We start from the raw sequence: 12,612 nt of genomic DNA on the forward strand, positions 1-12,612 counted from the left end.
TACGCAAGACTTCGCGAAGGCCGCCCGAGGGGCGGCCTTCGGTGTTTCCCGGGGTCGTTCCTCTCCAGGTGAGCTCGCCGAGCGAGCTCCGCTCACGAGAAGGAACCGACCGATGAACCTGCTCGACCTGCTGGACGATCCCCGACCGTTCGCCCTGCTGCGCCGCCGGACACCCGGCCACGACCACGACGTGGTGGAGCTTCTGCTGGGCGAGGTGCGCGAGGTCGGCCTGCTCGCCGACATCCCGGGCGAGGCGCTCGCGCTGATCCCCTTCCGCCAGATCCGGGAGCGCGGCTTCGACGTCCGCGACGACGGCACCCCGCTCACCGTGCTCGTCCCCCGGGAGCGCCACGAACTGCCGCTGGACCGGGTCCTGGAGCAGCTGCCGTCGCACGACGTGCGCGTCGAGGGCGGCGGCTTCGACGTCGGCGACGAGGAGTACGCCCGCATCGTCGGGCGGGTGCTCGACGAGGAGATCGGGCGGGGCGAGGGCGCGAACTTCGTGATCCGGCGGACGTACGAGGGACGGATCGCGGGGTTCGGGAGGGCCGACGCCCTCGCGCTCTTCCGGCGGCTGCTGGTGGGAGAGCGGGGCGCGTACTGGACGTACGTGGTGCACACCGGGGCGCAGGAAGGGCCCGAGGGGCATGCGACGGGTGGGCGCACGCTGGTCGGGGCGAGCCCCGAGGTGCATGTCCGGATGTCGGGCGGGACCGTCGTGATGAACCCGATCAGCGGGACGTACCGCTATCCGGCCGAGGGCCCGACTCCGGAGGACCTGCTCGCCTTCCTGGCCGACGGCAAGGAGATCGAGGAGCTGTCGATGGTCGTCGACGAGGAGCTCAAGATGATGTGCACGGTCGGTGACATGGGCGGGGTGGTGATCGGCCCGCGGCTCAAGGAGATGGCCCATCTCGCGCACACCGAGTACGAGTTGCGGGGCCGGTCCTCGCTGGACGTCCGGGACGTGCTGCGCGAGACCATGTTCGCGGCGACCGTCACCGGGTCGCCGGTGCAGAACGCCTGCCGGGTCATCGAGCGGCACGAGGTCGGCGGGCGCGGCTACTACGCGGGCGCGCTCGCTCTCGTCGGACGGGACTCCGGCGGGGCGCAGACCCTCGACTCCCCGATCCTGATCCGGACCGCCGACATCGACGCGGACGGACGACTCCGGGTCCCGGTGGGCGCCACCCTCGTCCGGGGGTCGGATCCGGCCGGCGAGGTCGCCGAGACGCATGCGAAGGCGGCGGGCGTGCTGGCGGCGCTGGGGGTCGGGGAGGTCCGGCCGCGCACCGAGCACGCCGGGCCGCGGCTGGCGGACGACCCGCGGGTGCAGGCCGCGCTCGACGGCCGGCGGTCCTCGCTCGCACCGTTCTGGCTCCGGATGCAGGAGCGGGGCGACGGTCTCGACGGGCACGCGCTCGTCGTGGACGGCGAGGACACCTTCACGGCGATGCTCGCGCATCTGCTCCGCTCGTCGGGGCTCGGCGTGACGGTGCGGCGCTACGACGAGCCGGGTCTGCGGGAGGCGGTCCTCGCGCACGAGGGCCCCCTCGTGCTGGGCCCCGGTCCGGGCGATCCGGACGACGTCCGGGACCCGAAGATGCGCTTCCTGCGCGGCCTCACCGCCGAGGTGCTCCGGGGGCACCGGCACGGGGTGCTGGGCGTCTGCCTGGGCCATGAGCTGATCGCGGCCGAGCTGGGCCTGGAGATCGTCCGCAAGGAGGTGCCGTACCAGGGGGCGCAGACGGCGATCGACCTCTTCGGGCGGACGGAGACGGTCGGCTTCTACAACAGCTTCGTGGCGCGCTGCGACGACGAGGCCCTCGCGGAGCTCGCCGCGCACGGCGTCGAGGTGAGCCGCGGCGACGGCGGCGAGGTGCACGCGATGCGCGGTCCGGGGTTCGCGGGTGTGCAGTTCCACCCCGAGTCGGTGCTGACGCTGAACGGCACGGCCGTGGTGCGGGAGCTGATCGGTCAGCTGCGGGGCACCAGCACGTTGTCCGAGCGGCGGCCCTCGGCGTAGTCGAGGACGTTGCGGACCGTGGTGTCGATGATCTGGCCGACGGCGTCCTCGGTGTAGTACGCCTGGTGCGAGGTGACCAGGACGTTCGGGAAGGTGACCAGGCGGGCCAGGGTGTCGTCCTCGACGGGCTCCAGGGACTTGTCGAGGAAGAAGAGCCCGGCCTCCTCCTCGTACACGTCGAGGCCGACGCCCGTGAAACGGCCCTCGCGCAGTTCGGTGACGAGGGCCTGGGAGTCGACGAGCCCGCCGCGGCTGGAGTTGATCAGGATCGCGTCGTCCTTCATGGCGCGCAGGGCGGCGGCGTCGACGAGGTGATGGGTCTGCGGCATCAGCGGCACGTGCAGGGTGATGAGGTCGGACTCGGCGAGGAGGCGCTCCTTGGGGACGTACTTCATGCCGAGTCCGACGCAGGCCGGGTTCTCGGCGATGTCCCAGCCGAGCAGATTCATGCCGAAGCCGTGCGCGATGGTGGCGAACGCCTCACCGATCTTGCCGGTGCCGACCACGCCGGCGGTGCGGCCGTGCATGTCACGGCCCATCAGTCCGTCGAGCCGGAAGTCGAAGTCGCGGGTGCGGGTCGCGGCACGCACGATACGGCGGTTGACGGCCATGGCGAGGGTCCAGGCGAACTCGGCGACCGAGTGGGGCGAGTAGTACGACACCCGGGCGACCGTCATGCCCAGGCGTTCGGCGACCGCGAGGTCGATGTTGTTGAACCCGGTGGAGCGCTGGGCGATCAGCTGGGTGCCGCCGGCCGCCAGCGTCTGCAGGACGCGGTGTCCCAGAGCGCAGTTGACGCTGCTGGAGACGGCCTCGTAGCCGGCCGCGACGGGAGCGGTGTCCTCGGTGAGGAAGACGTCGAGGCAGCGGACTTCGTGGTGCCCCTCGAAGGCCCTCTCGATGAGCGGCCTCTCGTCGGACTGCACTCCGAACGCGACGATCTCCACCGGCATCTCCCGCTCTGGAGGGTTATGGGCCGAATATACGGCCCATAACCCCAGGGTGCCGGGTCAGCCGAAGAAGACGCCGACTTCCTCGTACAGCTTCGGGTCGACCGTCTTCAGCTTGGCCGTGGCCTCCGCGATCGGGACGCGGACGATGTCCGTGCCGCGCAGGGCGACCATCTTGCCGAAGTCGCCGTCCCGGACGGCCTCGATGGCGTGCAGGCCGAAGCGGGTGGCGAGCCAGCGGTCGAAGGCGCTCGGGGTGCCGCCCCGCTGGACGTGCCCGAGCACGGTGGTGCGGGCCTCCTTGCCGGTGCGCCTCTCGATCTCCTTGGCCAGCCACTCGCCGACGCCGGAGAGGCGGACATGACCGAAGGAGTCGAGCGAGCCGTCCTTGAGGACCATCTCGCCGTCCTTGGGCATGGCGCCCTCGGCGACCACGACGATCGGGGCGTACGACGCCTTGAAGCGCGAGGTCACCCACTGGCAGACCTGCTCGACGTCGAAGCGCTGTTCCGGGATGAGGATGGCGTTGGCCCCGCCCGCCAGACCGGAGTGGATGGCGATCCAGCCCGCGTGACGGCCCATGACCTCGACGACGAGCACGCGCATGTGGGACTCGGCGGTGGTGTGCAGGCGGTCGATGGCCTCGGTCGCGATGCCGACCGCGGTGTCGAAGCCGAAGGTGTAGTCGGTGGCGGAGAGGTCGTTGTCGATGGTCTTCGGTACGCCGACGACGGGCACGCCGTACTCGTCGGTGAGGCGTGCCGCGACACCCAGGGTGTCCTCGCCGCCGATCGCGATGAGCGCCTCGACCTCCTGCTTGGCGAGGTTCTCCTTGATCCGGCGGATACCGTCCTCCTGCTTGAGGGGGTTGGTCCGCGAGGAGCCGAGGATGGTGCCGCCGCGCGGCAGGATGCCGCGCACGGCGGGGATGTCGAGACGGACGGTGTCGCCTTCGAGAGGACCTCGCCAGCCGTCCCGGAAGCCGACGAAGTCGTAGCCGTACTCCTGCACGCCCTTGCGGACGATGCCCCGGATGACGGCGTTGAGCCCGGGGCAGTCGCCGCCTCCGGTCAGTACTCCGACCCGCATGGAAAAGTCCCTTCTCCGCGGTTGCCTGATGGACTCACGCTAAGGGTGATGCAGGTCACTTCGGCATGGTGCGGAAGGTCAATTCCGGTGAATTGTGGGGGTGTTGATCTACGGCCTTCACCCGAAGGTGGGATGCACCAGGTTTACGCCTCGTCAAGACCGCGTTCGATGGCGTACCGCACCAGTTCCACCCGGTTGTGCAACTGGAGCTTGCCCAGGGTGTTCTGCACGTGGTTCTGCACCGTGCGGTGGGAGATGACGAGACGCTCCGCTATCTGCTTGTAGCTCAGGCCCTTGGCGACGAGCCGGAGCACCTCGGTCTCGCGGTCGGTGAGCTGCGGGGCCTTCGGTTCGTCGTCGCCCGCGGCGGGGACCGGTTCGGAGGCGAGCCTGCGGTACTCGCCGAGGACGAGGCCCGCGAGGCCCGGTGTGAACACCGGGTCGCCGACGGCCGTACGGCGCACCGCGTCGATCAGTTCCTCCGTGGACGCCGACTTGAGGAGATAACCGGTGGCCCCGGACTTCACCGCCTCCAGGACGTCGGCGTGCTCACCGCTGGCCGACAGGACCAGGACACGGAGGGCGGGGTTGGCGCCGACCAGTTCCTTGCAGACCTGGACGCCGGGCTTGGCGGGCAGGTTCAGGTCGAGCACGAGGACGTCGGGCGCGGCGGCCCGGGCACGGCGCACGGCCTGCTCGCCGTCGCCCGCGGTGGCGACCACGTCGAAGCCCGACTCGGTGAGGTCGCGGGCGACCGCGTCACGCCACATGGGGTGGTCGTCGACCACCATGACCTTGATCGGGTCGTTCCCCCGCACGTCCGCCGCCTCCGTCTTCGCCGTCATCGCCGCCCCACCGTGTTCGTCGTCGCCATTGCCTCTTCCCCCCCGGATCACCGCTCCGCCCTCCTGCGGTTCACCGCTCCGTCCTCGCGCGGGTCACTGTTCCGCCTTCGCCGCGGACGCCTTCGGCACCTTCAGCTCGACCTCGGTGCCCTGGCCCGGGACCGAGATCAGCTCGGCCGTGCCGCCCAGGTCGCGCAGCCGCCCGCGGATCGACAGGGCGACCCCGAGCCGCCCCTCGCCCTCGGCCTGCGCGAGCCGGCCCTCGGGAATGCCCGGACCGTCGTCCCGCACGGTCACGATCACCTCGTCCGGTTCGTCCTCGACGAGGATCCAGGCACGGGCGTCGGGACCGGCGTGCTTGCGGACATTGTCGAGGGCGGCACCGACGGCGGCGGCCAGTTCCCCGGCGGCTCCCGGCGCGAGCCGTACGGGCGCGCCGGGCTCGGAGAGGGTCACGCGCGCGGCGGCGTACGGGGCGAGCAGGGCCCGCAGGTCGACCGGGCCGGCCGGCTCCTCGCCGGCGTCCGGTTCGTCGACGGCTCGTACGACCGCGCCGAGCGCGGCGTCCTCGGACACCCGGGAGACGGGCACCAGACCGCCCGAGACCAGCGTGCGCAGCGCCACCTCCTGCTCACCGGCCATCCGGCCGAGCTCCGCCGCCTCGCCGCCGAGCGCGGATCCGCGCCGCTGCACCATGGCGAGCACCTGGAGCACGCCGTCGTGGATGTCGCGGGCCAGGCGCTCCCGCTCGCGGGTGGCGGCCTCGATCTCCAGGGCGCGGGCGAGGGTGCGCTCGGAGGCGCGGGCGACCTCGACGACGTATCCGATGGCGATGGAGGCGACCCAGACGAGGATCACGTTGTGCACGGTGTCGCGGGTCGGGGCGCCCCGCTCGACGACGTTGACCGCGGCGACCAGGGTCGACGCGAAGGCCGCCCATCGCCAGCCGCCCTTGACCGCGAAGGCGAGGACGGAACCGGCGGTCCATATGGACGGCAGCGTCGGGCCGCCGTCCTCGATCCGCGACGAGGCGTCGGCGACCCGGGTGAGCAGGATGCCGACGAGCGCGACGGTGAGGTCGGCGGCCAGGAACCGCTTGGTGCAGTTGGCCGCGTTCGCCACCCTGGGCAGGGTCGCCAGGGTCCACACGCACAGCACCGCGTAGAACACGATGGCCACCCAGGGGCGGGTGAACTCGTCGTACGCGGTGGCGAAGAGCCCGACCGCGTAGAACATGGTCAGGACGCGGTAGGCGGTGAGCGCGCGCCACAGCGGCAGCTCGACCGACATCCTCATGACTCTCTCGCGCCTGGCCATGTCCCCCCACCCCACCGCTCCCCGACGTCCTCACGGACGCAGCTAGGAGCCGGAACGTTCCTTGTCCCCGTGGCCGGATTCCCCGGCGGCCTGCTTCGCGGCCTGCGCGAGCGCCGCCTTCGCCGCCTTCTCGGCCTCCTTCTCGGCCTTCGCCGCCTCCGCGATCTGCCGCTTGGCGGCCGTCGCGTACATGTCGACGTACTCCTGGCCGGAGAGCTTCATGATTTCGTACATGACCTCGTCGGTCACCGCGCGGAGCACGAAACGGTCGTGCTCCATGCCGGCGTACCGGCTGAAGTCGATCGCCTTGCCGATACGGATGCCCGGGCGCATCAGCTTGGGCATCACCTTCCCCGGCGGCTGGATCTTCTCGGTGTCGATCATCGCCACCGGGATGACGGGGGCGCCGGTGGCGAGCGCCACGCGCGCGAGGCCGCCGGGTTTGCCGCGGTAGAGCCGGCCGTCCGGGGAGCGCGTGCCCTCCGGATAGATGCCGAACAGCTCACCGCGCTCGATGACCTCGATGCCGCTCTTGATCGCCGCCTCGCCCGCGCCGCGCCCGCCGGAGCGGTCGACGGGGAGCTGCCCGACACCCTTGAAGAAGGCGGCCGTCATCCGGCCCTTGAGGCCGGGCGTCGTGAAGTACTCGGCCTTCGCGATGAAGGTCACCTTGCGGTCCAGCATCGCGGGCAGGAAGAACGAGTCCGAGAACGACAGGTGATTGCTCGCCAGAATCGCGGGGCCCTCGGCGGGGATGTTCTCGAGGCCTTCCACCCAGGGTCTGAAGGCGAGCTTCAGCGGCCCTCCGATGGAAAACTTCATTGCGCCGTAGATCAACCGAGTGCCTCCTGTGTCGTCGGTCAGACCTTAACCCGGAGCGCCGTCAAAGGGTCCGACGACCCTGGTCGGTGTCAGTGCGGTCGCGTACGGTGAAGTACGCCTCGAAGCCTCGGGGGTTCCGTTCGTTCCGTTCCGCCCGCCTGATGAACAGGAGACCGAAGGTGCCGGTCCTTCCTGGAGCCGAGCCGTTCCGCCGTGAGGGCGGAGAGGTCGGCGTCCTCCTCTGCCACGGTTTCACCGGGTCCCCGCAGTCGCTGCGGCCCTGGGCGGAGTTTCTCGCCGAGCGCGGCCTGACCGTCGCGCTGCCGCTGCTGCCGGGGCACGGCACACGCTGGGAGGACATGCAGCTCACGGGCTGGCAGGACTGGTACGCGGAGGTCGACCGCGAGCTGCGCGCCCTGAAGGACCGGTGCGACCAGGTCTTCGTCCTCGGTCTGTCGATGGGCGGCACCCTGGCCCTGCGGCTGGCCGCCAAGCACGGGGACGACGTCACCGGCGTCGTGGTCGTCAACCCGGCGAACAAGGTGCACGGCCTCGCCGCGCACGCCCTGCCGGTCCTGCGCCACCTCGTGCCCACCGTGAAGGGGATCACGAGCGACATCGCCAAGGAGGGCGCCCAGGAGATCGGCTACGACCGGGTGCCCCTGCACTCCGCGCACTCCATGCGGAATTTCTACCGGCAGGTCGACGGTGAGCTGCCCCAGGTCACCCAGCCGTTGCTGCTGCTGCACAGCCCGCAGGACCATGTCGTGCCGCCCGCGGACTCGGCCCGTGTCCTGAGCAGGGTGTCGTCCACGGACGTCACGGAGATCCTGCTGGAACAGAGCTACCACGTCGCGACGTTGGACCATGACGCGGACCGGATCTTCGAGGAGAGCTACGCCTTCATCGCCCGGCTCGCACCCGCTGTCGGCAAGGAGCCCGGCACGGGCCGGCTGGGTCAGCAGGAAGGGACGGCCACCGGTGGCTGAGTACGACGCGGACCGCGGCGACTCCGAGGAGAAGGGCATCCCGGTCGGGGAGCCCCTCGGCGGGTCGTCCGGTGACTCCCTCGGCGGGTCGCCGGAGGAGCAGAGCGTGCCCTTCGACGAGGACGCCGCGTGGCAGGCGATCGTCGAGGGGTACGGGGAGGAGCCGCCGGACCCGCCGGGCGCGAAGCCGTTCAAGTCGGTCGAGGACCTCGCGCTCCTCGACCCGGAGACGAACGACGGCCCGGACGACGGCGAGAAGAGCGACGGCGACAAGAGCGCCGCGGGGACCGGCTCCTCGGACGGGCCGTCCGCGGACGAGCCGACCCCGGCGAAGCCGCTGGGCAGCTCGGTCGCGTTCGCTCCCGGTGTGGGCGGCCCGCGCGACTATCGCGCGTCCGAGCCCTCCGACGACGACTTCGACGAGGACGACGAGGGCCACTTCGTGCCGCCCGAGCCGCCCCCGCTGCCGGCCGCGGACGCGACCGCGAAGTTCGCCTGGCTCGCCGTACTCGGCGGCCCGGTGCTCCTGCTGCTGGCGGTGCTCCTCGGCTGGGACATGACCTGGTGGCTCGCCACCCTCGGCATAGGCGGTTTCCTGGGCGGTTTCACCACCCTGGTGATGCGGATGAAGACCGACGACGAGGATGGGGACGACCCCGGCCGGGGCGCGGTGGTCTGAGCGCGTCTCAGGACGCGGGCACCTTGAGGGCGGCCAGTACGGGCAGATGGTCCGTGGCCGCCCTCAGGTCGTCCTCCGTCACTCCGGGCAGGCCGAGTGGCACCCCGCAGCCCAGGATCTCGACGCCGGGCGTGGCGAAGATCGCGTCGATCCGCTGGTGCGGGTCGGTGGGGGTGGAGGTGTGCTCGGCGCCCCAGGGGCGGGTCGTCCAGGCGTCCTGGAGCGTGCCGGCCAGGCGTGTGAAGGTGGGCCCGCCGGGGCGTTCGTTGAGGTCTCCGCCCGCGACGGCATACGGGGTGCCGAGGCCGGCGAGACGGTCGAGGAGCATGCCGCCCTGCTCGTACCGCTCGTCCTTCTGGAGCGAGAGGTGGCAGCTCAGGACGCCGAGGCGGGCGCCGCCGAAGCGCACCACGGCGGTGGCGAAGCCGCGCCGGTGCAGGCCGGGGGTGAGCGGGAGCAGGACGTCCTCGGTGCGTTCCACCGTCCCCCGCAGGGAGCAGAGCAGTGCGGGGCCCGCGGCGGTGGCGCCGCCCGAGAGGATCACCTGCCCGGACGCCGCCGCGAGCCGTGCCAGCTTCTTGCGCCAGCGGAAGAAGCGCGGCGCCTCCTGGACCAGGACGAGGTCGGGTTCGCAGGCGCTGATCACCCGCGCGAGCGCGTCGGTGTCGTCGCGCATCGAGCGGATGTTGTAGCTGAGCACCCGGATGACGGCGGAACCGTCGGGCTCGGTACGGGAGTTGGGCAGCGGGGTCGTCGCCATGCCGATCAAGATACGCCGCCACGGCCCACCGGGAGCGGGAGTGCACGCCGGGGCGGCGATCCGGGCCGGGAAGCAGGAGGGCGCGCCCGCCAAGGCGATCCGGCCGGAGAGCGACGGCGCGCGCCGGGCGGCGCTGTGGCCGGAGAGCCGGAGCGGAGGCCCGCTTCGGCAATCCGGTCGGGGAGCGGGCCGGGCATGGCACCGCCCGCCGTCCCCGGAGGGCGCGGCGGGCGGAGAGGTACACAGGCGGTGCGGGCGTCACATGATCGGGTCGGGCTCCCGGGCCAGGTCCGCGGCACCGACGAGGCCGGCCTTGTTGCCCAGCTGCGCGGCGATGACGTCGGCCACGGGGCGCCAGTTGCCGCCGACGAGCCAGCGCTTGTACGACTTGCGGATCGGGTCGAGGACCAGCTCGCCCTCGTCCGAGAGGCCGCCGCCGACGATGAACGCGGACGGGTCGAAGAGCGAGGCCAGGTCGGCGAGGCCGGCACCGGCCCAGCGGGCCAGCTCACGGTAGGAGTCCACCGCCACCGGGTCGCCCTGGCGCGCGGCCACCGAGATGTGCTTGCCCTCGATGCCGTCGGGCGTGCCGTTGCCCAGGGCGAGGAGGATCTCCGCGTGCTCGGGGGTCGCGTTGGCCCGCTGCTTGGCGTACCGGACGAGGGCGCGCCCGGAGGCGTACTGCTCCCAGCAGCCCTGCGAGCCGCAGCCGCACAGCAGACCGTCGGGCACCATGCGGATGTGGCCGAACTCGGCGGCCACCCCGAAGTGCCCGCGGCGCAGCTTGTTGCCGATGATGATGCCGCCCCCGAGACCCGTGCCCAGGGTGATGCAGATGACGTTGCGGTGACCCTTGCCGGCGCCGAACTTGTACTCGCCCCACGCGGCCGCGTTCGCGTCGTTCTCGACGACGACCGGCAGGCCCACGCGGGCCTCGACCTCGGCCTTGAGCGGCTCCTGCCGCCAGTCGATGTTCGGCGCGAAGTAGACCGTCGAGCGCTGGCGGTTCACATATCCGGCGGCACCGATGCCGACGCCCACGATGTCGTGACCGGCGCGCGCGCCCTCAACGGCCGAGGCGATCGCGTCCACGATGGCCTGCGGCGTGCTGGGGGTCGGCACCTTGTGGGTCGAGAGGATGTTGCCTTCCTCGTCGACCACACCGGCCGCGATCTTCGTGCCGCCGATATCGACGCCGATGGTGAGTCCCATGAATCCCTCAGTTTCGGTCGAGCCCCGCTACGGCCAACCGTACCCGAGGGGCCTTCAGTCCAAGTCAATCCGCTCCCCCGGACCGGTGCCCTCGTCGCGGGGTCCGGTGTCCCGGGTCGTCCAGCGCCGCTCCTGGGCCTCGACGGCCGAGCGGTAGGCGGCGAGCAGCTCGGAACCCGCGGCCGCGAGGTGGTCGAACACGTCCGGATTGCGCTCCAGGACGGGCTCGACGGCGGCCTTGGCCTGCTGCACGACCTGGTTGACCATCTGCTGGGCGGTGCCGGAGGCGACCGCGCCGAACAGCGGCGACTGCAGTCCGGACAGCTTGTCGGCGACGGCGTCGACGAGCTTGCGCAGTTCCTCGGCGGCCGAGCCGGGGGGCGTGCCGTACTGGGCGCGGCGGCGGGCCTTCTCCGCCGCGAGGTCCTCGGCGCACGCCTGCGCCCAGGCGTCGGCGTCGGCCGCGCGCACCTCTTCGGCCGTCTCCTCCTGAGCGGCGTCGGGTGTGGGGCGCTCTTCGCTCATGGCGGACTCCTGCCTACGGTTCGTGCCTTCGACGTTACCCGAACGGGGGTACACCGTTCACCGTGTCCGGGGCACGGATCGGCCGGGCCACGGACGGTGCCTCACTTGCCGCGCGGCCACAGCGCGGGGTCCGGCGCGAAGCGGATCCGCAGCTCGCCCTCGCGCAGCGCCGCGCCGTCCACGGTGCAGCGGCGCAGGGCCGACGGAAGGGCGACGATCCTGCGGAACTGTCCGACGGTGACGACGAGTTCGTCGCCGCGCCGGACGAGGTCCAGTTCCTCGCGTATCGCGCCGGGCAGCGGGATGTGCCAGACGAGCACGCCGTCGTCGGCGAGCCGGTCGGTGACGGGCCACTCGACCGGGGTGGGCGCCGCGTTGACGTGGGGCACCGGGAGTTCGGCGAGGTCGCCGCCGCCCCGGGGGTCCCGTCCCAGGTGCGGGACCTCGTGCAGGTCGTACGTCTCGCACCACTCGTCCAGAGCCTTGTGCTGCTGGGCCGCGAGGGCGGCGAGCCAGGGGTCGTCCGTGGCGGCGGGCAGGACACGGTTCGCGACCAGGGCGTCGACGGACAGTCCACGCAGGGCGAGCGCGGTGGAGGCGGTCCGTACGGCGTCGGTGCCGGCCGGGCCGGGCTCCGCGACCAGTCGAACGGTCGTGGCCCTGTCCTCGACGACCGCCTGCACCGCGGCCAGCTCGACGTCCCAGCGTGCGGCGGTCTCGTACAGCCACTCCGCGGGCATCGGGACGCCCGCGAGCCGGCCGAGGACGGGTCGCAGGGCGCGGGCGGCCTGACGCTCCGGCGGGAGCAGCCGGCGCAGATAGCGGCGGAGTTCCTCGGGGAGTCCGAGCAGGGCGAGGGTCTGCGGGGCCGGCGGGAGGTCGACGACCAGGAGCTCGTAGGCCTCCGAGAGTGCCGCGTCGCGCAGGGCGCGCAGCACGGCGAGTTCCTCGGCGCCGGGCAGCGGGGTGACCTCCTCCGCGTCCAGGCGGGAGGCGCCGAGCAGGTCGAGGGCGGCGGTGGCGCGCTGCTGGAAGGCGGTGAGGTCCTCGCGGAAGCGCGCGGCGGCGTCGGGGCGCCAGGCGGTGAGGTTCGGCGCGGCCTCGACGGGGGTCGGGCCCGTCGGGACGCCGAGGACCGCACCCAGGGTGTCGGTGCGGTCGGCGGTGAGCACCAAGGTGCGGGTGCCCTGGTGGGCTGCCCGCAGCGCGGTGGCCGCGGCGACGGTGGTACGGCCGGTGCCGCCCTGGCCGGTGATCAGGATGGTGCGCATGAGGGTGAACGGTACCTGCGCCGCACAGGCGGGACGGACCGCGCTCCCCCTGTTGCCGGGGTCACCGGACTCGGTCCCCGGGTCGCCGAGGTCACCGTGCTCCGTCTTCTTCCGGTCGCCGAGGGCG

Annotated in this window: 12 protein-coding genes; 3 read left to right on the forward strand and 9 right to left on the reverse strand. The window is 72.2% G+C overall.

Annotated features, from left to right (window positions below):
• Nucleotides 1-112 precede the first annotated feature (112 nt).
• Nucleotides 113-2,026, forward strand: a complete 1,914-nt coding sequence (locus ACSYGO_RS15120; RefSeq protein WP_432185880.1) for an anthranilate synthase family protein — start codon at nt 113-115, stop codon at nt 2,024-2,026.
• On the opposite strand, the gene ACSYGO_RS15125 is transcribed toward ACSYGO_RS15120, so the two are convergent.
• The 5 genes from ACSYGO_RS15125 to ACSYGO_RS15145 all read right to left on the reverse strand — a co-directional run bounded on the left by ACSYGO_RS15125 (nt 1,978) and on the right by ACSYGO_RS15145 (nt 7,049).
• On the reverse strand, nt 1,978-2,973 hold the full coding sequence (locus tag ACSYGO_RS15125; protein ID WP_460386855.1) for a 2-hydroxyacid dehydrogenase: 996 nt from the start codon (nt 2,971-2,973) through the stop codon (nt 1,978-1,980). The two genes, ACSYGO_RS15120 and ACSYGO_RS15125, sit on opposite strands and share 49 nt — an antisense overlap.
• Nucleotides 2,974-3,036: 63 nt before the next feature.
• A complete protein-coding gene (locus tag ACSYGO_RS15130; RefSeq protein WP_426675848.1) occupies nt 3,037-4,065 on the reverse strand; it encodes a 6-phosphofructokinase in 1,029 nt (342 codons plus the stop codon).
• A 143-nt stretch (nt 4,066-4,208) separates the two neighbouring features.
• Complete coding sequence (locus tag ACSYGO_RS15135; RefSeq protein WP_095933774.1) at nt 4,209-4,856, reverse strand: response regulator; 648 nt, start codon at nt 4,854-4,856, stop codon at nt 4,209-4,211.
• 147 nt (nt 4,857-5,003) lie between these two features.
• Complete coding sequence (gene macS / locus ACSYGO_RS15140; protein WP_426675847.1) at nt 5,004-6,227, reverse strand: MacS family sensor histidine kinase; 1,224 nt, start codon at nt 6,225-6,227, stop codon at nt 5,004-5,006.
• A 42-nt stretch (nt 6,228-6,269) separates the two neighbouring features.
• On the reverse strand, nt 6,270-7,049 hold the full coding sequence (locus tag ACSYGO_RS15145) for a lysophospholipid acyltransferase family protein (protein ID WP_435220173.1): 780 nt from the start codon (nt 7,047-7,049) through the stop codon (nt 6,270-6,272).
• A gap of 179 nt (nt 7,050-7,228) precedes the next feature.
• On the opposite strand from ACSYGO_RS15145, the gene ACSYGO_RS15150 reads away from it, so the two are divergent.
• On the forward strand, nt 7,229-8,038 hold the full coding sequence (locus ACSYGO_RS15150) for an alpha/beta hydrolase (RefSeq protein ID WP_426675845.1): 810 nt from the start codon (nt 7,229-7,231) through the stop codon (nt 8,036-8,038).
• Nucleotides 8,031-8,717, forward strand: a complete 687-nt coding sequence (locus ACSYGO_RS15155) for a hypothetical protein (RefSeq protein ID WP_432173302.1) — start codon at nt 8,031-8,033, stop codon at nt 8,715-8,717. The genes ACSYGO_RS15150 and ACSYGO_RS15155 overlap by 8 nt, the downstream gene beginning before the upstream one ends.
• Nucleotides 8,718-8,724: 7 nt before the next feature.
• Here ACSYGO_RS15155 and ACSYGO_RS15160 read toward each other — a convergent pair whose 3' ends face one another.
• The 4 genes from ACSYGO_RS15160 to ACSYGO_RS15175 form a co-directional block, all read right to left on the reverse strand.
• Nucleotides 8,725-9,477 carry an endonuclease/exonuclease/phosphatase family protein gene (locus ACSYGO_RS15160; protein WP_432185876.1) on the reverse strand — a complete coding sequence of 251 codons (753 nt, stop codon included), beginning with the start codon at nt 9,475-9,477 and terminating at the stop codon, nt 8,725-8,727.
• A 258-nt stretch (nt 9,478-9,735) separates the two neighbouring features.
• Nucleotides 9,736-10,689 carry an ROK family glucokinase gene (locus ACSYGO_RS15165; RefSeq protein WP_028803236.1) on the reverse strand — a complete coding sequence of 318 codons (954 nt, stop codon included), beginning with the start codon at nt 10,687-10,689 and terminating at the stop codon, nt 9,736-9,738.
• 54 nt (nt 10,690-10,743) lie between these two features.
• Nucleotides 10,744-11,214, reverse strand: a complete 471-nt coding sequence (locus ACSYGO_RS15170; protein ID WP_359491362.1) for a DUF5304 domain-containing protein — start codon at nt 11,212-11,214, stop codon at nt 10,744-10,746.
• Nucleotides 11,215-11,315: 101 nt separating this feature from the next.
• Nucleotides 11,316-12,485, reverse strand: coding sequence for an ArsA family ATPase (locus ACSYGO_RS15175; RefSeq protein WP_460386858.1), 1,170 nt, complete (start codon nt 12,483-12,485; stop codon nt 11,316-11,318).
• Nucleotides 12,486-12,612 lie beyond the last annotated feature (127 nt).

It is taken from the genome of Streptomyces krungchingensis, from assembly GCF_054729265.1.